Origin of the sequence: Mesorhizobium robiniae (genome assembly GCF_040545535.1) — a bacterium.
Classification (GTDB): Bacteria; Pseudomonadota; Alphaproteobacteria; order Rhizobiales; family Rhizobiaceae; genus Mesorhizobium; species Mesorhizobium robiniae.
Genome location: NZ_JBEPMC010000006.1, coordinates 101,028 through 119,791, shown reverse-complemented (window position 1 = coordinate 119,791; position 18,764 = coordinate 101,028). Strand labels below are relative to the sequence as shown.

Below are 18,764 nucleotides of genomic sequence, written 5' to 3'. Positions count from 1 at the left end.
CTAACGAACCGCCGCCGCCATGCCCGAGCTGGTGAGCGCGGCCGCCTTGACAAGGCCGGCGGCAAGCGCCGCCCCTGCCCCCTCGCCGTGGCTCACGCCGAGGTCAAGCAGCGGGCGTAAGCCGAGACGCGCGGCGGCCCGGTCGTGCGCAGGCTCCGGCGACAGGCTGGCAAGAAGGCAATGGTCGAGTGCAGCGGGATTGGCTGCATGCAGCGTCGCGGCGGCGGCTGTGGCCACCAATCCATCGAGCAGCACCGGGATCTTCTGTATCCGGGCGGCGAGGATGGCGCCGGCGATCGCTGCGAATTCACGGCCGCCAACCCGGCGCAGTGCTTCGAGCGGGTCCCTGAGACTTGTTCCGTGGAAGGCTAGCGCGGCATCCACCACTTCTGCCTTCCGTGCCTGCATCGCCGCATCGGCGCCTGATCCGGATCCGACCCAATCGGCGCCCTTGCCGCCAAACAATGCGGCAAACAAAGTCGCTGCTACAGTGGAATTGCCGACACCGAGGTCGCCAAGGCAAAGCAGATCGGTGCCGCCAGCGATCGCCTCCATGCCGAAGGCCATGGTGGCGGCGCAGCCGCGCTCGTCAAGTGCTACGTCCTCGGTGAGGTCGGCGGTCGGAATATCCAGCGCAAGATCGAACACTTTCAGCCCGAGATCGTTGGCGATGCAGATCTGGTTAACCGCCGCACCGCCCGCCGCGCAAAGCTCGACCGCGTTCGCGGTCGCAGCGACGGGGCGCGGCGAAATGCCGTGCCGGGCGACGCCATGATTGCCAGCGAAGATCGCCACCAGGGGCCGGTTCACCGCCGGTGGCGCCCGGCCACTCCAGGCAGCGAGCCACGCGGCGATATCCTCGATGCGGCCAAGCGAACCTTTGGGTTTATCGGCCTTGGCAAACAGCGCAAGGGCGCGGGCTTCGGCCGCCGTGTCGGCCGGCGGCAGGGTCGCCAGAAGATTGCGAAAATCGTCGAAGGGCAGCGCGCTGGTCATGTCGTTGGTGATCATTCCCTAGGGTTGGTGAGCGGCATAGCCGCCTTGCTTGGCTGGCACAACTGCCTGCATTGACGCAAAAGCGGTTGCCGGCGGCGCATTCCGGAGGGCTTGCATTGGCTTTGCCGTTACACCATGTGGAGGCGAGACAAGGGATTCCTTGGGAATCCTGAGAGAACATTATGACGGCCATCGAATCCCCATGCGTCCTGGTCTGTTCGATCGATATGAAAACCGGCTTCTGCTTCGGTTGCGGTCGCACGCGCGAGGAAATCGGTGCCTGGATTGAGATGACCCCTGAAATCCGCCACAGCGTCATGGCCGAGCTGCCGGCCCGGCTGGAGATGGTTGAACGCAGACCGCGTCGGGAAACGCGCCGCACCCGCCTCGCGCGCGAACGCGACGCCCTCTCGTGAGCCCTATATGAACCGGCTTTTCTGGGTTTTGATAGTTGTGATCGGGGCAGGCGTGGCCCTGCTCATGCTCAACGATTCCGCCGGCAGCACATTGGGCGTCGAGAATTACGATTTCAGCCGGTTGATCTGGCTTGGCGCATTGGTCGCCCTTATCGGCGCCGGCCTGCTCAGATCCGGCAGGCCATTGGGCATGATGGCCCGCAATCTCGGCACCTGGGCCGTCATCGTGCTCGCACTGATCGCCGGCTATCAGTACCGTTATGAATTGCAGGATTTCGCCAGCCGGGTAACGGCCGGCCTCGTTCCCGGCAGCCCGCTGGCATTGGGCCTGGACGACGGCCACGCCACGGTGACCCTGGACAAGGCCGGCAATGGCCATTTCGAAGCGCGCATCATGATCAACGGCACGCCGGTCCGGGCCGTGGTCGATACCGGCGCGACCAGCACGGTGCTGACGGCGCAGGATGCGCAAGCGGCAGGGTTCAATCCAGCCGTTCTCAATTTCAACATACCGGTTTCTACCGCCAACGGCATGGCGCGCGCTGCCGCTGTGAGAACCGACGAATTGGCGATCGGCGGGATCGTGCGCAAGGACATGCCGGTCATGATTGCTGCGCCCGGCATGCTCGGCCAGAGCCTGCTCGGCATGAATTTCATCAGCTCGCTGTCCGGTTTCGACGTACGCGGCGACCGCATGATCTTGCGCGATTGAACAGTTAGGCTGCTTCGGCGTCCGTCCTGCTGAAATCGATTGCGGCGAAAGCCGCCTTCAGCACATCCGGCCCGGCGCCGGGCCTTGTCGCGTCGGTGGAAAGGATCTGCCGGTAGCGGCGCGCGCCCGGCAGTCCGTGGAACAGCCCGACCATATGACGGGTGACGTGGCCAAGCCGCCCGCCCCGCTCGATATGGCGCGCCGCGTAATCCGCCATGGCATCGATTAGGGCGGCAAAATCGGGCGCGTCGGGTTTGTCGCCGTAAAACGCAGCGTCGACACCCGCCAGAATGCCCGGCGTGTGATAGGCGGCGCGGCCGAGCATGGCGCCGTCGACGTGATCAATGTGGTCGAGCGCTTCTTCAAGAGATTGAATGCCGCCATTGATACCAATGAATTTGTTTGGATTTTTGGCCTTCAGTCGATACACCCTGTTATAGTCGAGCGGCGGGATGTCACGGTTTTCCCTAGGGCTCAGCCCTTCCAGCCACGCCTTGCGGGCATGCACCCACAGCGCGTCGGCGCCGGCCGCGAAAACGCCGTCCGCCAGCGCGTCGAGCGCCGGCTCAGGATCCTGCTCGTCGACGCCGATCCGGCATTTGACGGTGACGGGGATGCTGACGGAGGCCTTCATCGCCGCGACGCAATCGGCAACAAGAACCGGTGTTTTCATCAGGCAGGCGCCGAACGTGCCCGACTGGACGCGGTCGGACGGGCAGCCGACATTGAGGTTGATCTCGTCATAGCCGAAAACCTCGCCGATGCGTGCCGCCTCGGCAAGCTTCTGCGGGTCAGAGCCGCCAAGCTGCAGCGCGACCGGATGTTCCGTATCGTCGAAGCCGAGCAAACGCTCGCGCGCGCCCTGGATGACCGCGTCGGCCACCACCATCTCGGTGTAGAGCAACGCCCGACGGGTCAATTGGCGATGGAGGAATCGGCAATGCCGGTCAGTCCAGTCCATCATAGGTGCAATAGCCACCCTATGTATTTGATATGTCATCGTTTTGTTTAACTTTAAATCGTTAGCCCATGTCAAGTACACACGAGCGTACGCCACGATACCGCGCGTTTCGCCACGTTTCGACGACTGCGTGCAAGCGCCTCAAAACCTTCGGTGAAACTCGTTAACCACATATCGATGACATGTGCGAGGTTGGCAAGGCCCTGCCAGACGCGCGCCGCGTTGCGATCAACTGTCCCTCGGCAACAGGTGAAAAGCGGCCCGCAGGCCGGCATCACGGCCGGACGGCCGGCGTCTCGACCAGCAGGCCACGGGCCCGTTCCGTCAGATGGAGCTCCAGGTCAATGAGTTCCGGTGCGCCGAAGGCGAAGGGCTCGGCCCTGACCCCGATCATGCAGTTGCGCAGGCGCCGCTGCAACGAACCGACCATTTGCCACTCCAGTCGATAGAGCGGATAGCCGGTCGGATGCGCCTGCGGAATGACGCTGCCGCCGAGTCGTTTGCCCCAATTGTCGTCGTGGCAGGAGGCGCAGGAGAGATCGAGCTGGCCGATGCGGCTCTGGAACAGGCGTCGGCCGTTGTCGCGAAACGGTGCCAGCCGGGCATCGGTCGCCGGTGTGATTGGCATGCCGCGCGACTGATGCGTCACATAGGCTGTCAGGGCGAGCAACGCGTCAGATTCCGGCACCAGCGGCTCGGCCTGCTGGCGCTCCGCGCGGCAGGAATTGATGCGCCCGGCAAGGTCGATCGGCCGTCCTGTCGCCTCGTCAAAAGCGGGGTAGCGCGTGGCAACGCCGCGCATCGTCTGACTGGCATCGCCATGGCAGCCGGCGCAGGCGACATCCGCCCTACCCTCCAACTGCTGCCAGAGCTGCTCGCCCTGCAGCACCCACAGCATGCCGGGATTGCTCATGTCGTCGGCCTGCAGTGCCTGCGTCTCCGGCGTCATGAAGTCGAAGCCGGAGCGTTTCGCGCTGTCTTCGATGCCGGCGGCGATGGCCATGCTACAGACGACCGCCGCGATGATCCCCACCAGGCCCGAGAGGGCGCGCATCAGCTCACCGTGATTTCGGCCGACGCCGTTTGGGTCTTCCCGGCATCGTCCGTCCAGGTGAAGTCGATCATGCCGCTCGTCGTAGCAACGAGCGTGAAGGCAATGAACGGATTGGCCGACACCGCTGGAAAGAGATCGGCCGAAAACACCTCCTCCCCATTGTAGGTGCAAGCGAAGCGGCGGATGATGTGGCGGGGGATGTTGGAGCCGTTCGGGCCGATACGGTAGCCGGTTTCCATCGGGTGGGCGATCATCGCTCGGACCTCGACGACCTCGCCCTGCCTGGCCGCTTTCGGCACGTTGACCAGCGCACGCGCCATTATGAAAGATCCTCGATACAGGCGGCCAGCGTGACGATCGCGCTTGCACGGCTCGACCAGAAGCTGCCGTCACTCATCTCAGCGACCGCGACCACCACCTGGGAGGTCGCGAGCCGGATCCGCGTCGAGACGGTGGCGCGGCCCGAGCGCGGCCCGAGACGGAAAACCGCGACATTTGCCTCCGGGTTCTTCTCGTTGAAGACCGCGATGCGCCGGACATGATCGTCCGCGGTCATCGGGCTCTCGGCGGCGACCGTGATCCCGACCGCGTTGCCGTTTTCGACCAGAGGCGGCAGGTCGAGCCGGACGCGGCCGTCGAGAACGTCGGCTCCCCCGGTGAAGGTACGGATCGCTTCATCGAGGCTCGGACGGGCAACGGCCCAGCGCGGCAGGCTGATCACCAGAAGGCCGGTCATGCCGGCCCGAAGAAACTGCCGCCGTCCGACCAAGCCTCCATGAATTCGAAGCGGGTCTTCGCGCATAATCATCCCTTTAGCGTCGTGAGATAGGCGACGATATCCTCGATGTCCTCGCCGGTCAGGATCGGCTTGCTGCGCCAGGCGGTGGCGACGCGCCGGCCTTCCTCTTCCGCGACCCGGTAGTAGGAAGGCATGATGGTATTCGGCGCGAGCCGCTTCATGTCGACTAAGCGCAGCCGGATCTGGCCTTCCGAAAGTCTTGCCCCGACGCCGGTCAGGTCGGGCGCCAGCGTGCCATGCAGATGCGCATCGGGGAACGGCCCGCTGTGGCAGAGCGTGCAGAGGCTGCGCTGCCGGTCCGAGATCAGCGCGGCGCCGCGCGCCGGATCACCCTTGCCGCCGACCAGAGGCTCGATGATCGCATCGCCGGTCACGACGTAGGATCCCGCCTCCTCGCCGGCACCGGGCGAGGCCGCGAGCAGCAATCCCGCAACAGCGAGGCAAGCCGTCCTCATCATCCGAACACTTCGCTGGTGATCGTCCGGAACCAGTCCTCCGCATAGGCCGCTTCCAGTTCGCGGACAGAGGACGGTGCTTCGAGCGGGCTGGTACCGCCCGCACCCTCCACCTCGGCAAGCAGGCCGTCGCGCGGCTGGTAGACGCCTGCGATCGAAATGCCATAGCCGGGCGCGACCAGGCTGTAGCAGGTGTTGATGAGCTTCGGCTGCACCGGCTGCCGCTCCCTGACCAGCGCGACGACCGCCGCAGCGCAGGCTTTTGCCTGGGCGTTGGCGCTGAAGGCGGATTTCGGCATCGCCCCGCCGATCGCCGCGTCGCCGACGACGTGGATCGCCGGCTGCAGGCGGGACTCGAAGGTGACCGGATCGATCGGGCACCAGCCCGTCTGATCGGCGACACCGGCCGACTGCGCGATCCTGCCCGCGCGCTGCGGCGGGATCACGTTGGCGACATTGGCCTTATGGCTGCCGAACTCGGTGACCAGCGTCCTTGTCGTCTGGTCGACTTCCGTCACCCTGCCGCCCGAAGACAGCGGCACCCATTCGATCAAGCCGGGATAGAGCTCTCGCCACGCCGCTTCGAACAGCCGCTGCTTCGAAAAGGCGTCCTTGGCGTCGAGGATGATCAGTTTGGAGCGTGGCTTGCTGGTCTTGAGGTAATGCGCGATCAGGCTTGCGCGCTCGTAGGGGCCGGGCGGGCAGCGGAATGGATTGGCAGGCGCGGAGAGGATGACGACCCCACCGTCCGGCATCGCCGCGAGCTGGTCGCGCAGCAGCAGCGTCTGCGGCCCCGCCTTCCAGGCATGCGGCATGATTTCCGCTGCCGGCTCGTCGTAGCCCGGCAATGCGTCGAAGCGCAGGTCGACGCCAGGTGCCAATACCAGCCTGGCGTAGCCGATGTCAGTACCATCCTCCAGCCGAACGCGCCGGCGCTCGGCATCGACGGAGACAGCGCGCTTGCGGATGAGCCCGATGTCGCCGAACCGGTCATAACCGAAGGTCTGCGCCTCGATGCCGCGCAGCCCTGCAAGCACGGCATTGCTGAACGGGCAGGCCAGATAGGCTGTCTCTGGCTCGATCAGCGTCACGGCAAGGTCGCGATCGAGCTGTTTCAATGCGCGGGCGCAGCTTGCCCCGGCAAAGCCGCCGCCGACCACGACCACTTGGGGCTGCACCTGTGCGCGCACATGCGGCGCGGCAAGGACGGCCGCGGCGACGCTGGCCGCCGCGCCGCCGATCAAGGCTCTACGGCTGGGCATGGCGTGCCGCCTCCGGTTTGGCGAGCCATTCGGCGATGGCGCGCGTCTCTTCCTCGGTATATCCTCTGGCGATACGGTCCATGATCGTCGCCTCGCGCTCACCGGAGCGGAAGGCTTGCATCTGGACGACGATGTCGTCGGCGGCATGACCGTCGAGCGACGGGATGGCCGAGCCGAGCGCCGCCGGCCCGTGACAGCCGGTGCAGGCCGCAGCACCGGGCGCCGCGTCGGCCCATGCCGGCGCGCTGACCACTAGCACCGCAAGCAGGATGGGCGCGAACGATCGTCCGCGCCTGTTCTTTGGGCGCATCATGTCATGCGAGGTCATGGTTCTTCAGCGGCAGCGTGCGGATACGCTTTCCGGTGGCGGCGAAGATCGCATTGAGGACGGCCGGCGCGGCGACCGCGATGGTCGGCTCGCCGACGCCGCCCCAGAAGCCGCCGGACGGCAGGATGATCGTCTCCACATCAGGCATTTCGGCCATGCGCATGACCTCGTAGCTGTCGAAGTTCTCCTGCTCCATGCGGCCGCCATTGACGGTGCATTCGCCGTAGATGCAGGCGGAAAGGCCGTAGACGAAGGAGCCCTCGACCTGCCGCTCAACTTGTGCGGGGTTGACGACATGGCCCGGATCGGTGGCCGCCACGATGCGGTGGATCCTGAGCTGCCCATCGGTGACCGAAACCTCCGCTGCCGCCGCCACATAACTGCCGAAGCCCATGATCTGCGCCAGGCCGCGGTGAACGCCGGCCGCGGGCGGTGTGTCCCAGCCGATCCGTTCAGCAACCGCCTCCAGCACGGCGAGGTGTTTCGGATGCTTGGCCATAAGCTTGCGGCGGAAGGTGAGCGGGTCGACGCCGGCCGCATGGGCGAGTTCGTCCATGAAACACTCGACGTAGAGCGCGTTCTGGTTGAGGTTCACGCCACGCCAGAAGCCTGGCGGGATCGGCGGGTTGCGCATGGCATGGTCGATCCGCAGATTGTCGACCGTGTAGCCCAGTGTGCCTTCCGTGCCACTGAGGACGAGGCCCTGGAAGACGACCGGATCCATGCCGTTCTGCATGCCTTCCGGCCGCACCGCCGCAAGGATCGACTGGCCGGATATACGCATGTGTAGAGCGGTCAGGTTGCCGTCCGCGTCGAGCGCGCCCGTCAGCCGGCACCGCGTGGTCGGGTGATAGGCACCGTGCAGCATGTCCTCTTCACGCGACCAGATGAGCTTTACGGGTGCTCCCGGCACCTGCTTGGCAATGCTGACCGCTTGGCGCACATAGTCCTGGAAGTTGCCGCGCCGGCCGAAGCCGCCGCCGAGATGGATCTTGTGCACCTCGCATTGCTGCACCGGCAGGCCGGCGGCCTCGGCCGCTGCGGCAAGGCTCGCTTCGCCGTTCTGGGTCGGCACCCAAACCTCGCAGCGCTCCGGCGTGTAGAGCGCCGTCGCGTTCATCGGCTCCATGGTTGCGTGGTTCTGATAGGGATAGGCATAAGTCGCCGTGATCGTGCGGCCGGCAGCGGACAAGGCGGCACCCGCGTCACCTTGCTCGGCGCCAATGAAAGCGTCATTTGCGCCCAGGCCCTCTTCGAGCATCGCCGCAATCGAGGCGCTGCTGACTTGCCTGTTGGGACCTTCGTCCCAGACGACAGGCAGGGCATCGAGGGCGGTCTTCGCCCGCCACCACGTGTCGGCGACAACCGCAACAGCGGTTTCGTCGACCTGAACGACGGTGCGCACGCCGGGCATTTCAGCTACCGCAGCTGCGTCGAAGCTCTTCACCTTGCCGCCGAAATACGGGCAGGCCCGGATCGCCGCGTTGAGCATGTTCGGCAGCTTGAGATCGGCGCCGTAGATCTGGCTGCCGTTGAGCTTGTCGGCCGTATCAAGCCGCGGCAGCGGCTTGCCGGCTATGGTCCAATCCTTCGGGTCCTTCAGCGTGACATTAGCCGGCGGCGTCATCCGCGCGGCGGCGGCAGCCAACTGTCCATAAAAGGTGGCGCGATCCGATGCTGCATGCGTGACCATGCCCATCCTTGCGGTGCATTCGCTGGCCGGCACGCCCCATTCGGCGGCCGCAGCGGCAATCAGCATCTCACGCGCAATGGCGCCACCCATACGCACATATTCGTGCGATTCGCGGATGCCGCGGCTGCCACCAGTCGAGAAATTGCCCCACACGCGGTCGCGCGCGAGGTTTTGGGCCGGCGACGGATATTCGGTCGTGACCTTCGACCAGTCGCAATTCAGCTCTTCGGCGACGAGTTGCGCCAGGCCTGTCAGCGTCCCCTGCCCCATCTCGGAGCGGGCGATGCGGATGACCACCGTGTCGTCGGGCCTGATCACCACCCAGGCATTGATCTCCGGCGCGGTCTCGGCGCCTTCGGCAAGTGCGGGCTTGATGAACGGCACGTTGAACCCGAGGGACATGCCGCCGGCCGTGGAGGCCACGCCGATGATGAAGCTGCGGCGGGAGATGGAAATTATCGCGTTCATGACTGTTCTCCTCAACCGCGTTGCGTGGCTTCGCCGCCATTGGCAGCCAGCTTGATCGCGGCGCGCACCCGGTTGTAGGTGCCGCAGCGGCAGATGTTGGTGATCTCGGCGTTGATGTCCTCGTCCGTGGGGTTCGGGTTCTGCATGAGCAGACCAGCCACAGCCATGATCATGCCGGCCTGGCAATAACCGCATTGCGGTACATCGAGCGCCAGCCACGCCTGCTGGACTGGATGCGAACTGTCGGGCGAAAGCCCCTCGATAGTGGTGATCTGCTGATCCGGCCCGACCGCGCTCACCGGAAGCACGCAGGAGCGCGTGGCGGCGCCGTCAATATGGACGGTACAGGCTCCGCAGGCGGCAACCCCGCAACCGTACTTCGTCCCGGTAAGTCCGACTTGTTCGCGGATCACCCATAGCAGCGGCGTGTCTGGGTCGACCTCGATGTCACGTGGCGTGCCGTTGACGATCAATGTGGCCATTGTGCAATCCTTTCGATCAAAGGCTGGCGAGGACCACCGTCCGGATGCCGCCTGGCGTGGCCCGGCGGCAGAGACCGGAAATCCCGGCTAGCGACGAGGCCAAGTTAGCCAGGACCTGTCGCAGAACCTTGTCCCGATGACCGGCAGTTCATCGCAAGCTGTCGCAGGCGAAGCGTTCTGATACACTTCGTTACACTTCTCACGGTTTGTTGATGTCGTGCGAGATTGCCGCCATGGTGCGGAAGGTGATCATCCGTGTAGACGCAAACTAGATATCGTCGATACTGGCCGACTATTTGGCAGCGGCTTTGGAGCATTGCATGGAAGTGGCGCAGCACATCGCGGTCGTCGACGACCACCGGGACATCCGCGACCTCGTCGGGAAATACCTCACCCAGCAGGGTTATCGCGTCAGTGTCGCCGACAGCACCGCCGCGCTCAAGCGGTTGCTCGACCGCAGCCTGCCCGATCTCATCGTGCTCGACGTCATGATGCCCGGCGAGGACGGCATCGCCGCCTGCCGGCACGTGCGCGGGACGGTCGACGTTCCGATCATCTTCCTCACCGCCATGGCCGAGGAGATCGACCGGATCGTGGGCCTCGAGATCGGGGCCGACGACTACCTGACCAAGCCGTTCAATCCGCGGGAACTGCTGGCGCGGATCAAGGCTGTGCTCAGGCGCGTCCACAGCCTGCCGCCGCAGCGCGGCCGTCTCAAGTCGAACGCACTTCGGTTCGACCGCTGGACGCTGAATGTCGGCCGCCGCGAGCTGGTCGGGCTCGACGGCGTGGCTGTCGCGCTCAGCACGGCTGAATTCCGCCTTCTCACCGCCTTCATCGAGCATGTCGGGATCGTGCTTAGCCGGGATCAGCTGCTCGACCTTACGGTCGGGCGCACCGCCGACGGTTTCGACCGGGCCGTCGACAACCAGGTGAGCCGGCTGCGCAAGAAGATCGAGGCGGATCCGAAGAGTCCGATGCTGATCAAGACGCACTGGGGCGGCGGCTACTGCTTTACCGCCGAGGTGGCCCAGGCATGATGCTGTTGTGGAGACGCAGCCTGGCGGCCCGCTTCCTCATGCTGGTGCTGCTTGCGCTCGCCCTGTCGCAGGCGATCACCTTTTTGATCTCATGGGACGAGCGCGGCCAGGCTCTGCACGCGGCGGCCAAGGGCGAGTTCGTCAGCCGCACCTCCTCGCTGGCGCTTCTGCTGGACACCACGCCGCCATCGCTTCGGCCCGACATCCTCAACGTCAGCGGCACGGCCTATACGCGTTTCTGGACCTCGGACGACGGACCGAGCAACCCCCTCGCCTGGCAACAGGAGGCATTTACCCAGCTCGCCAAGCCGCTGCCCGGGATTGCCGGCAAATATGCCGCCTACATGAACGGACAGGCCTCGAACGCAGTCGATGCCGCCGATCCTTCCGTGCCGCCGCGCATGTTGGATTTGTCCGGCAATGGCAGGCCCTTCTCGCGGCCGGCCAAGTTTCTTTATATGGACGCCGCCCCAAACGGCATGGGCCTTTCCGTCCGGCTCGATGACAGCACCTGGCTGAATGCCGCCTACGCCAAGGCAATGCCGAACGCCTTCTGGACGACGCAATCGGCGATATCGCTGGCGCTCACCGCGCTCATCCTGTCCGCCATCGCGATTTTCGGGGCGCAGGCAATCGCGCGTCCGCTGCGACGGCTCGCCAATGCCGCCGAACTGTTCGGCCGTGGCGAGGCCGTGCCGCGGCTGCCGGAATCAGGACCCGACGACATCCGCCAGACCGCCGAGGCGTTCAACCGCATGCAGGAGCGCCTGCAGCGCTTCGTCGAGGACCGCACGCGCATGCTTGCGGCGATCAGCCACGATTTGCGCACGCCGCTGACCTCGCTGCGGCTGCGCGCGGAGTTTGTCCAGGATCACGAACTCCAGGAAAAGATGCTGAAGACCATCGAGGAGATCCAGACGATGACGGAAGCGGCGTTGGCCTTCGCGCGTGAGGACGCTGCGGTAGAGGCGACGCGCACCGTCGACCTTTCAGCACTGGTCGGCAGCCTCTGCGACGATCTCGCGGAGCTGGGCCAAAACGTCACCGTCAATGATGGGCCCAAGGTGCTGTATCGCTGCCGGCCGGACTCGCTGCGCCGGGCGATCCGCAACCTCGTTGAAAATGCCGTCCGTTACGGCGAGCAGGCCCAGGTGAGCCTGATCAGGAGTCCTGACAGCCTGGACATCGTAGTCGAGGACGCCGGTCCCGGCATTCCGCAAGGCGACATGGAACAGGTGTTCGCCCCCTTCTTCCGCCTGGAGCAGTCGCGCAACCGGGAGACCGGCGGCGTTGGGCTCGGCCTGTCAATTGCCCGCGCCATCGCCCGCCACCACGGCGGCGACATCGTGCTGGAGAACCGGAGCGAGGGCCTTCGCGCGATCATCAGGCTGCCACTGATCGACATGGCCAAGCAGCTTGCCCCGGCGCCCACGCCTGAGGCGAAACCTCCGACCGGACTGCGATCCCGAAACCGTCCCGCGATCGGAACTCCCGCGCTGCCGCGCCATAATTAGATCATCGCCGTCGCAGCGAAGGACAAGTGACGACCTGCATCCTCCCCGCACCTCCTCGACCCAGCCGCCGCTCCCGCAGATGAGCGGTTGGTTCCTGCCGGAAGCCTCCGGCCACCAGCGAAGCCCCCCGAACGTTCCGCAAAGGTCATCCGATGAGCCATTCACAAACCACGACACGAACCCACGTTTTCGCCGGAGTTGCGGCCGCATCCCTGCGGCCGTCTGTTATGCGAGCGCGTACGTCGCTGGCTGCGCTCTTGGCTGCCGCCGGCTTGCTGTTGCCGGGCGCCGCTTCCGCGCAGCAGGCCGACGGCGAGCGGCTGTTCCGGCAGCGCTGCGGGACCTGCCACAGCTTGGAGCCCGGCCAGAACAGAACTGGTCCGCATCTGTCGGGCGTCATCGGCCGCAAGGCTGGCAGCGTCGAGGGCGCCCGCTATTCGGCCGCGCTGCGGGAGTCTGATATCGTCTGGGAAGGCGGTACCCTTGATACCTTCCTTGCGGCGCCACGCCAGATGGTTCCGGGCACGTCGATGACAGTGGGCGTTCCCAACGCCGCCCAGCGCGCCGCGATCATCGGCTATCTGGAAGGTGCGGTCGCGCAATAGTGTCCGCTGATGAAGCCAAAGTTGCGTGCCTAGCTCTGTTCAATCGACCCTGCCCGGAGGCGTTTTGTCGGGAGCTTGCCCGTCGACGATGAAGTCACCGCGAGCACGGTGCGTCTCCACATGTCGCCAAGAAGTATCCTAGGCGCTCACATTTTCGTCAGGTGATGTCGTCTGAACGATCGCCCTCGGCGGCGACCCGCTTCTCGACCATCGCTCGTAAAGCATCATTAATACGGTCCTGCCAGCCCGGTCCGTCCCCCTGGAAATAATCCAGGACAGCTCGATCAATCCTGATCGAAACAAGCTCTCTGACACTTGGAGCAGCTGCGGCTTCGCGAACCGGTGGGACCGGCTTCTTGACTGGCTTGAAGGCGGCTTCGGCGGCAGCCATTGGATTTGTCGGTCGGCGCGGAGGATTTGCCATTGATGGTCCTGACTGGAGATAACGGCTGGGAGGAGACATGCAACGCAACGCGCATCGAAATGCCTCGGCCCACTGCCCGAAACAGTAATTAGAACGTCGACGCGAGAGGTGATAGTCTCGCCCTGGATCCTCGGGAGGAGGAAATGCGCGCCATTGCATTGTTTGCCGGCGTGTTGGTGGCTACGCCCTCGATGGCGGCGGAGCAACTGATCTTTTACACCGCCAGTTTTCCAGATGCCACCTCGGTTCAGCTCAGCGTCATGGACAACAGTGTCTCGCCATATGGGGATTATGACTTTGATGTCGCTATTGGCCTGGTCGAGACGGACGCGAACGGCGTCATCAGGTACAAAGATACCGGCAGGCATCATGCACGCGTTCGCTGTCATTATCCGGCATATGTGAGCGTAGGTATGCGAAAATATCCCATAGAAATGTCTCTGAACCGCTCCGCACATGACGACTGGAAAGAAAATCTCTGGAGGATTTTCTGCGCGGCCCCTTCATCCTAATTTCCGTACTCATGGCATTTTCGACAGCACAGCGCCGCGAGTTGATTTTTCAACCCGCGGCGCCGGTCCCGGATTATTTGATGCCGGTGACCGTGATGCGTCCGTTGACGCGGTCGGCTGTGAACTCGATCGACTGACCCGTTTTGACCTTATCGAGCATGCCCTGCTCGGCGACGACGAACACCATCGTCATCGCGGGCATGTCGAGATTGGTCAGCGGCTCGTGCTTGATCGTCAGCTTCTTCTGTTTGGCGTCGACCTTGATGACTTCGCCCTTCACGTATTCCTGCGCAAGCGCGCTCCCGCCGATGGCGAGCACGAGCGCGAGTGCCGAGAGTGTCTTTACCAAGAGTGTCATGATTAGCTTCCTTTGCGGTTTAGCAGTCAGTTGGCGACGGTGATGTCGCCCTTCATGCCGGAATCGTAGTGGCCCGGGACCAGGCAGGCGAAGCCGAATTCGCCGGCATTGGCGAACGTCCAGATGATCTCGCCTCTGGCGCCCGGCGCCAGCCGGATCGCGTTGGGATCGGCGTGCTCCATCTCGGGGAATTTCTCCATCAGCGCCTTGTGCTCCATAATTCCGTCGTGGACGTCCATGACGAACTCGTGATCGATTTGGCCCTTGTTGATGAATTTCAGGCGAACGGTCTCGCCCTTCTTCACTTTGAGGACGGCCGGCTGGAACAACATTTTTCCATCGTCCTTCTCCGACATCGAAATGTTGATGGTCCGCTTTGCCTTGCCAGCTTCGCCAGGGCTGCCGATCGGCATCGTGGCGGCTTTGTCGCCATGGCCTCCGGCGTGGGTTCCACCGGCAAGAGCTGTTCCCGAACTGACCGCCATCAAAACGGCCGCTGCGATTGTACGTTTCATGCTGCACTTTCTCTCATTGTTGAGGTTGAAGGGTTGAGGTTGAGGGGTTTCGGTTTCTCATCCCTGTTTGCCGTGACCGCCGTGCGCTGCCGGGGCCATCGTTTTTGCGTCGCCTGATTTCGTCGGAGCGGGTACATCTCCCTTCCACTCGTAAGCCACGGTTCCCTCCGGATGCTGGTACCATCCCGGATCGGCGTAATCGTTCGAGGCCAGGCCTTCGCGAACCTTCACGACTGAGAACATGCCGCCCATCTCGATGGCGCCGAATTGGCCCCAGCCGCTCATCATCGGAATCGTGTTGTCGGGAAGCGGCATCTCCATCTCGCCCATGTCGGCCATGCCGCGGTCACCCATGGCCATGTATTCTGGCTGGACCCGGCGGATTTTGTCGGTGACTTTCGAGTTGTCGACGCCGATGAACGTGGGCACGTCGTGGCCCATGGCGTTCATTGTGTGGTGCGACTTATGACAATGGATTGCCCAGTCGCCCTCGTATTTGGCTTCGAACTCATAAGCCCGCATGGCGCCGACGGGGATGTCGATCGACACTTCCGGCCACCGCGCCTCCGGCCGAACCCAGCCGCCATCGGTGCAGGTCACCTCGAAGTCGTAGCCATGCATGTGGATCGGATGATTGGTCATGGTCAGGTTGCCGACGCGGACCCTGACCCGGTCGTTTTTCGCCACTGGAAGATGACTGATTCCCGGAAAGACGCGGCTGTTCCAGCCCCAGAGATTGAAATCCGTCATCTCCATGATGCGCGGGACGTATGACCCCGGTTCGATATCGAAGGCGTTCAGCAGGAACACGAAATCGCGGTCCACGCGCATGAATTTCGGGTCTTTGGGATGAATGACGAAGAAGCCCATCATGCCCATCGCCATCTGGACCATTTCGTCGGCATGGGGGTGGTACATGAATGTGCCGCTCTTCACGAGGTCGAACTCGTAGACGAAGGTCTTGCCGGGCGGGATTCCGGGCTGGGTAAGACCGGTCACACCGTCCATGCCGTTGGGCAGGATCATGCCGTGCCAATGGATCGTCGTGTGCTCCGGCAGCTTGTTTGTTACGAAAATGCGGACTCGGTCGCCCTCAACCGCCTCTATGGTCGGACCGGGAGATTGACCGTTGTAGCCCCAGAGATAGGCAGTCATGCCGGGCGACATCTCGCGCTCGACCGGCTCGGCCACGAGGTGGAACTCCTTCACGCCGTTGTTCATGCGATGCGGAAGTGTCCAGCCGTTGAGCGTCACGACCGGCTGGTAGTCCGGTCCGCTCGTCGGGAAGATCGGAGGCTGCATATCAGGGGACTCCATGATTGGAGCGTCGGGCAGCCCCATCGCGGACGTTTTGGTCCATGCAGTGGCGCCGGCGAGCAGGGCTCCCGCGCCTAACAACTGACGTCTTGAAAGCATTTCTCTTCTCCTTGAGATCAGTGGCCTTCGGCGCCTGCTTCGGCGGCGGCCGGTGCGTCGCCGCCCCCGGACGAACTCGCGCCGCCGCCGTGGATGGCGGTTCCGAGATTGACGTCGGCCAGCCAGAAATTGCGCTTGGCGTTGAGGGAAAGCATGATCGAGCTGATTTTCGCGCGTGTGTCCGCCAGCAGCTCGAACGTGTTGGTGATCATGCCGTTGTAGGTGAGGACCGACTCCGCCTCGATCTTTGTTCGCAGCGGCACAACATTGTTCCGATAGTGCCGGGCAATGTCGTAGGTCGAACGGTAGGCGTCATAGGCGGATCTGGCCTCCGACCGGATGTTGACCGCCTTTTCCGCGAGCCGGTTTGCGGCTTGCATGTAGGCAAGTTCGGCCTTGCGCATGCGTGCCTTGCCGGTGTCGAAGATCGGAATGACGAACTCGAGCTCCAGGGTGGGCGAGACACTCGTCTCCGTTCCGCCCTCCTCCGACTCTTCGCGTTCCACCTCCACGCCGGAAAGTAGTTCCAGGTCGCTGACGTAGCGCGTCGCCTCTGTCAGACCATAGGACTTCGCCAGCGCTTCCAGCTCAAGTTTCGCGATCTCGAGGTCGACGCGATTTTTTAGCGCCTCGGCCTCGATCGCGCGTTTGGTCTTGGCCCCCTTGGGCAGGGCTGGAAGCACGTTGGGGACCGAGTAATCGACGTCCGGTCCCCATAGACCCATCAGCCGGGTGAGCTTTTCCTTGGCAGCCCGCGCGGCGAGCCGCGCTTCCGCCGCCTGACCGGTGATCTCGGCATAAAAGACGTGTTCGCGGGCTTGGCCAGTCTTCGTGAAAGCGCCCGTATCCCCAAGTTTTTTAGCGAGTTCGGACGCAGCGTCGGCCGCGGCTTGCGCCTTGTTCAAATAGGAAACGCTCTCCCAGGCCGAGACAGCATTGATCCAGGCCCGCCGCGTATCCGCAGCCAGCCGTAGCGTTTCTTCGGCGGCGCGGAGCTGGGCCTGACGGAAACGTGCATCCGCGACTGCGACGCGCCGCTTGTGGGTCGCCAGCGCAAGTATGTTGCTGACCACCGCTCCTTCAATCGTCCGCACAGGATCAACACCGATCATGCCGACGGAGATCGTCGGATTGACGAGCATCGTCTCCTGCCACATGTCGGCCGCCGACAGGCCGATCTCGGCATAGGCGGCCTGTAGGCCCTTGTTGTTGAGCAAGGCGACCTGCACCGCGGTGTCCGGGCCGATTGTCCTCTTCTGGACAAGGCGCTTCACGCGCTCTGAGAGCGTTCGTGCTTCCTCGCTGGATTGCACCCACACCGTTTGATTGCCGGTCACGGATTCGGCACGCGCCGCGACTGTCGTGAAGCCGGCCATCGGGGCTGACATGCCATCAAGATCGCCGCTGGTCGTGCATCCGGCTGCGATCAGCGGGATGGTCGCCATCGCAGCTATGGTCATGAACCGGCGCGTCATGATCCGGCTCCCGGGTTCGCGGGAGAACGTTCTTGATTGAGACGCCGCCAATTCTGCGGATCGACTGGCTCCCGGTGGCGATAGTCGGCGACGACCGGGTGGTAGTGCACATCACGGACGCCCATTGCGGGATCGGCCGGATTGAAGGCGGGAAGGATGTCCGGCGGCGTGGTTGCCGCACATCCGGTAACTAACAGCGATGCGAGCAGCATCGCGGAGCTTGCGATTTTCATTGTAGACCTGAAGCTTGACGTATGCGTTTGGCCGCGCGGGAACGGATTCCCGACGCAGCGCGCGAATGCCCGACGAGGGCGCGTCAGTTCAGATGTGTTTGGGAGGCCTTATGAGCGCTGTGTATTCGCCAAGCGGCAAAGTGACGGCAATGACGGGCGCAAAGCAGCGGGAGACGACATGCTCCAAGTCAGGGCAGTCGACCGGCACCGCATTCGCCGGCGCGCAATGGACTTCACAGCTCTTGTCGGCGGATTGCTTGGTGCCGTGATGATGCTTCGACGTGTCCGTGTCATCCGTCGCCGTGGCGTCGTGATGGCCCATGTCGTGTGCGGATGTCTCGGCTTGGAGATCTATTCCGGCCTGGAGATCCGCCCCGGCGTGAAAACCCGTCGCATTGGCTGTGGCGAACAGGCCAGGCTGAAGAGCCGACATGACCAGGAACACGACCGCCAGCATTGCTCGGAGCGGTATGTTTCCTAGGATCGTGAATCGACCATGAGTCCTCATCACACCCTTCCGACAATTGTTCGTCTGATTTGTCAAGGTCGTGGCGGCCACTTTGCTGCGGTGCAACCAAAAGTGAACACAACTGCCTGCCAATTCGGTTTTACATCAGGCCCAGCACCGCTGCGGCGACGACCAGATAACGCGCGATCTTCGCGACGGCGACAATTGCGACAAAGCTCCATAGCGGCTCACGCAAAACCCCAGCGACCACGGTCAGGGGATCGCCGATGATCGGCATCCAGCTTAACAGGAGCGACCATTTTCCATAACGGCGATACCAGCTCATGCCACGGTTGAGCATCGCGGGACGCAGCGGAAACCAGGACTTGTCCCGAAAGCGTTCGATCCCTCGACCAAGAGCCCAGTTCACCACCGAACCCAGGACATTGCCTATGCTGGCGACAAGGACCAGCATTGCGGGTGAGAAGGAAGCTGTGGCGAGGAGCCCTGCAAGGGCCGCCTCCGACTGCGCCGGAAGGATGGTCGCCGCGGCGAAGGCGACAGCAAACAGGCCGCCGTAGATGGCAAAGATATCCAT

Annotated in this window: 23 protein-coding genes; 7 read left to right on the top strand and 16 right to left on the bottom strand. The window is 63.8% G+C overall.

Translation table 11 applies throughout. The features are described 5' to 3' along the window. Entirely contained in the window at positions 1-996 is a 996-nt protein-coding gene (locus ABID19_RS17725) for a nicotinate-nucleotide--dimethylbenzimidazole phosphoribosyltransferase (protein WP_354492559.1), read from the bottom strand. A 182-nt stretch (positions 997-1,178) separates the two neighbouring features. Between ABID19_RS17725 and ABID19_RS17720 the strand changes: the two genes are divergently transcribed. Beyond that, positions 1,179-1,412, top strand: a complete 234-nt coding sequence (locus tag ABID19_RS17720) for a DUF1289 domain-containing protein (protein ID WP_354492281.1) — start codon at positions 1,179-1,181, stop codon at positions 1,410-1,412. A 7-nt stretch (positions 1,413-1,419) separates the two neighbouring features. Then, a complete protein-coding gene (locus tag ABID19_RS17715) occupies positions 1,420-2,124 on the top strand; it encodes a TIGR02281 family clan AA aspartic protease (RefSeq protein ID WP_354492280.1) in 705 nt (234 codons plus the stop codon). A gap of 4 nt (positions 2,125-2,128) precedes the next feature. On the opposite strand, the gene dusA is transcribed toward ABID19_RS17715, so the two are convergent. The 9 genes from dusA to ABID19_RS17670 form a co-directional block, all read right to left on the bottom strand. Beyond that, positions 2,129-3,124 carry a tRNA dihydrouridine(20/20a) synthase DusA gene (dusA, locus tag ABID19_RS17710; protein ID WP_354492279.1) on the bottom strand — a complete coding sequence of 332 codons (996 nt, stop codon included), beginning with the start codon at positions 3,122-3,124 and terminating at the stop codon, positions 2,129-2,131. Between the two features lie 235 nt (positions 3,125-3,359). Continuing rightward, entirely contained in the window at positions 3,360-4,139 is a 780-nt protein-coding gene (gene soxA / locus ABID19_RS17705) for a sulfur oxidation c-type cytochrome SoxA (RefSeq protein WP_354492278.1), read from the bottom strand. Continuing rightward, positions 4,139-4,459, bottom strand: a complete 321-nt coding sequence (gene soxZ, locus ABID19_RS17700; protein WP_354492277.1) for a thiosulfate oxidation carrier complex protein SoxZ — start codon at positions 4,457-4,459, stop codon at positions 4,139-4,141. The genes soxA and soxZ overlap by 1 nt, the downstream gene beginning before the upstream one ends. Then, the gene (locus ABID19_RS17695) at positions 4,459-4,947 is read right to left on the bottom strand and encodes a SoxY-related AACIE arm protein (RefSeq protein WP_435528738.1); all 489 of its coding nucleotides are present in this window, start codon (positions 4,945-4,947) and stop codon (positions 4,459-4,461) included. Before ABID19_RS17695 ends, soxZ begins: the two co-directional genes overlap by 1 nt. After that, positions 4,944-5,396: a sulfur oxidation c-type cytochrome SoxX gene (gene soxX / locus ABID19_RS17690; RefSeq protein WP_354492275.1), complete on the bottom strand. Its 453-nt coding sequence runs from the start codon at positions 5,394-5,396 to the stop codon at positions 4,944-4,946. The genes ABID19_RS17695 and soxX overlap by 4 nt, the downstream gene beginning before the upstream one ends. Further along, on the bottom strand, positions 5,393-6,655 hold the full coding sequence (locus ABID19_RS17685; protein WP_354492274.1) for an NAD(P)/FAD-dependent oxidoreductase: 1,263 nt from the start codon (positions 6,653-6,655) through the stop codon (positions 5,393-5,395). The genes soxX and ABID19_RS17685 overlap by 4 nt, the downstream gene beginning before the upstream one ends. Further along, positions 6,642-6,983, bottom strand: a complete 342-nt coding sequence (locus ABID19_RS17680; RefSeq protein ID WP_354492273.1) for a c-type cytochrome — start codon at positions 6,981-6,983, stop codon at positions 6,642-6,644. The genes ABID19_RS17685 and ABID19_RS17680 overlap by 14 nt, the downstream gene beginning before the upstream one ends. Then, entirely contained in the window at positions 6,970-9,144 is a 2,175-nt protein-coding gene (locus ABID19_RS17675) for a xanthine dehydrogenase family protein molybdopterin-binding subunit (protein ID WP_354492272.1), read from the bottom strand. Before ABID19_RS17675 ends, ABID19_RS17680 begins: the two co-directional genes overlap by 14 nt. Positions 9,145-9,155: 11 nt before the next feature. Then, the gene (locus ABID19_RS17670) at positions 9,156-9,626 is read right to left on the bottom strand and encodes a (2Fe-2S)-binding protein (protein ID WP_354492271.1); all 471 of its coding nucleotides are present in this window, start codon (positions 9,624-9,626) and stop codon (positions 9,156-9,158) included. A gap of 320 nt (positions 9,627-9,946) precedes the next feature. Between ABID19_RS17670 and ABID19_RS17665 the strand changes: the two genes are divergently transcribed. From ABID19_RS17665 to ABID19_RS17655, 3 genes are all read left to right on the top strand, one after another. After that, complete coding sequence (locus ABID19_RS17665; RefSeq protein ID WP_095485165.1) at positions 9,947-10,666, top strand: response regulator; 720 nt, start codon at positions 9,947-9,949, stop codon at positions 10,664-10,666. Beyond that, the gene (locus ABID19_RS17660; protein ID WP_354492270.1) at positions 10,663-12,180 is read left to right on the top strand and encodes an ATP-binding protein; all 1,518 of its coding nucleotides are present in this window, start codon (positions 10,663-10,665) and stop codon (positions 12,178-12,180) included. Before ABID19_RS17665 ends, ABID19_RS17660 begins: the two co-directional genes overlap by 4 nt. Before the next feature lie 227 nt (positions 12,181-12,407). Continuing rightward, a complete protein-coding gene (locus ABID19_RS17655) occupies positions 12,408-12,785 on the top strand; it encodes a c-type cytochrome (protein ID WP_354492269.1) in 378 nt (125 codons plus the stop codon). A 157-nt stretch (positions 12,786-12,942) separates the two neighbouring features. Here the strand turns inward: ABID19_RS17655 and ABID19_RS17650 are convergent, their stop codons facing one another. Then, positions 12,943-13,209 (bottom strand): BrnA antitoxin family protein, encoded by a 267-nt coding sequence (locus ABID19_RS17650; protein WP_354492558.1) that lies wholly within the window; start codon positions 13,207-13,209, stop codon positions 12,943-12,945. A gap of 143 nt (positions 13,210-13,352) precedes the next feature. Here ABID19_RS17650 and ABID19_RS17645 point away from each other — a divergent pair, with 143 nt between their 5' ends. Beyond that, positions 13,353-13,721: a hypothetical protein gene (locus ABID19_RS17645; protein ID WP_354492268.1), complete on the top strand. Its 369-nt coding sequence runs from the start codon at positions 13,353-13,355 to the stop codon at positions 13,719-13,721. Positions 13,722-13,794: 73 nt separating this feature from the next. Here ABID19_RS17645 and ABID19_RS17640 read toward each other — a convergent pair whose 3' ends face one another. The 4 genes from ABID19_RS17640 to ABID19_RS17625 are packed head-to-tail and all read right to left on the bottom strand — an operon-like array spanning position 13,795 to position 17,485. Next, positions 13,795-14,079, bottom strand: coding sequence for a copper-binding protein (locus tag ABID19_RS17640; protein WP_354492267.1), 285 nt, complete (start codon positions 14,077-14,079; stop codon positions 13,795-13,797). A gap of 26 nt (positions 14,080-14,105) precedes the next feature. Continuing rightward, positions 14,106-14,594: a cupredoxin domain-containing protein gene (locus tag ABID19_RS17635; RefSeq protein WP_354492266.1), complete on the bottom strand. Its 489-nt coding sequence runs from the start codon at positions 14,592-14,594 to the stop codon at positions 14,106-14,108. Between the two features lie 57 nt (positions 14,595-14,651). After that, positions 14,652-16,010 (bottom strand): multicopper oxidase family protein, encoded by a 1,359-nt coding sequence (locus tag ABID19_RS17630; RefSeq protein ID WP_352930070.1) that lies wholly within the window; start codon positions 16,008-16,010, stop codon positions 14,652-14,654. A 17-nt stretch (positions 16,011-16,027) separates the two neighbouring features. Beyond that, positions 16,028-17,485 (bottom strand): TolC family protein, encoded by a 1,458-nt coding sequence (locus ABID19_RS17625; RefSeq protein ID WP_354492265.1) that lies wholly within the window; start codon positions 17,483-17,485, stop codon positions 16,028-16,030. A 156-nt stretch (positions 17,486-17,641) separates the two neighbouring features. Here ABID19_RS17625 and ABID19_RS17620 point away from each other — a divergent pair, with 156 nt between their 5' ends. Beyond that, positions 17,642-18,199, top strand: a complete 558-nt coding sequence (locus ABID19_RS17620; protein WP_354492264.1) for a hypothetical protein — start codon at positions 17,642-17,644, stop codon at positions 18,197-18,199. Positions 18,200-18,326: 127 nt separating this feature from the next. On the opposite strand, the gene ABID19_RS17615 is transcribed toward ABID19_RS17620, so the two are convergent. After that, on the bottom strand, positions 18,327-18,764 hold the full coding sequence (locus tag ABID19_RS17615) for a YqaA family protein (protein WP_354492263.1): 438 nt from the start codon (positions 18,762-18,764) through the stop codon (positions 18,327-18,329).

Bases quoted from the DNA above. Each gene is read 5' to 3' on its own strand.
- ABID19_RS17615 (WP_354492263.1), bottom strand. From the start codon at position 18,764: ATGGATATCTTTGCCATCTACGGCGGCCTGTTTGCTGTCGCCTTCGCC.
- ABID19_RS17695 (WP_435528738.1), bottom strand. From the start codon at position 4,947: ATGATTATGCGCGAAGACCCGCTTCGAATTCATGGAGGCTTGGTCGGA.
- ABID19_RS17640 (WP_354492267.1), bottom strand. From the start codon at position 14,079: ATGACACTCTTGGTAAAGACACTCTCGGCACTCGCGCTCGTGCTCGCC.
- ABID19_RS17635 (WP_354492266.1), bottom strand. From the start codon at position 14,594: ATGAAACGTACAATCGCAGCGGCCGTTTTGATGGCGGTCAGTTCGGGA.
- ABID19_RS17675 (WP_354492272.1), bottom strand. From the start codon at position 9,144: ATGAACGCGATAATTTCCATCTCCCGCCGCAGCTTCATCATCGGCGTG.
- dusA (WP_354492279.1), bottom strand. From the start codon at position 3,124: ATGACATATCAAATACATAGGGTGGCTATTGCACCTATGATGGACTGG.
- ABID19_RS17715 (WP_354492280.1), top strand. From the start codon at position 1,420: ATGAACCGGCTTTTCTGGGTTTTGATAGTTGTGATCGGGGCAGGCGTG.
- ABID19_RS17645 (WP_354492268.1), top strand. From the start codon at position 13,353: ATGCGCGCCATTGCATTGTTTGCCGGCGTGTTGGTGGCTACGCCCTCG.
- ABID19_RS17685 (WP_354492274.1), bottom strand. From the start codon at position 6,655: ATGCCCAGCCGTAGAGCCTTGATCGGCGGCGCGGCGGCCAGCGTCGCC.
- ABID19_RS17725 (WP_354492559.1), bottom strand. From the start codon at position 996: ATGACCAGCGCGCTGCCCTTCGACGATTTTCGCAATCTTCTGGCGACC.
- ABID19_RS17620 (WP_354492264.1), top strand. From the start codon at position 17,642: ATGTCCGGCGGCGTGGTTGCCGCACATCCGGTAACTAACAGCGATGCG.
- ABID19_RS17720 (WP_354492281.1), top strand. From the start codon at position 1,179: ATGACGGCCATCGAATCCCCATGCGTCCTGGTCTGTTCGATCGATATG.
- ABID19_RS17625 (WP_354492265.1), bottom strand. From the start codon at position 17,485: ATGACGCGCCGGTTCATGACCATAGCTGCGATGGCGACCATCCCGCTG.
- soxZ (WP_354492277.1), bottom strand. From the start codon at position 4,459: ATGGCGCGTGCGCTGGTCAACGTGCCGAAAGCGGCCAGGCAGGGCGAG.
- ABID19_RS17665 (WP_095485165.1), top strand. From the start codon at position 9,947: ATGGAAGTGGCGCAGCACATCGCGGTCGTCGACGACCACCGGGACATC.
- soxA (WP_354492278.1), bottom strand. From the start codon at position 4,139: ATGCGCGCCCTCTCGGGCCTGGTGGGGATCATCGCGGCGGTCGTCTGT.
- ABID19_RS17660 (WP_354492270.1), top strand. From the start codon at position 10,663: ATGATGCTGTTGTGGAGACGCAGCCTGGCGGCCCGCTTCCTCATGCTG.
- ABID19_RS17680 (WP_354492273.1), bottom strand. From the start codon at position 6,983: ATGACCTCGCATGACATGATGCGCCCAAAGAACAGGCGCGGACGATCG.
- ABID19_RS17630 (WP_352930070.1), bottom strand. From the start codon at position 16,010: ATGCTTTCAAGACGTCAGTTGTTAGGCGCGGGAGCCCTGCTCGCCGGC.
- ABID19_RS17650 (WP_354492558.1), bottom strand. From the start codon at position 13,209: ATGGCAAATCCTCCGCGCCGACCGACAAATCCAATGGCTGCCGCCGAA.
- ABID19_RS17670 (WP_354492271.1), bottom strand. From the start codon at position 9,626: ATGGCCACATTGATCGTCAACGGCACGCCACGTGACATCGAGGTCGAC.
- soxX (WP_354492275.1), bottom strand. From the start codon at position 5,396: ATGATGAGGACGGCTTGCCTCGCTGTTGCGGGATTGCTGCTCGCGGCC.
- ABID19_RS17655 (WP_354492269.1), top strand. From the start codon at position 12,408: ATGCGAGCGCGTACGTCGCTGGCTGCGCTCTTGGCTGCCGCCGGCTTG.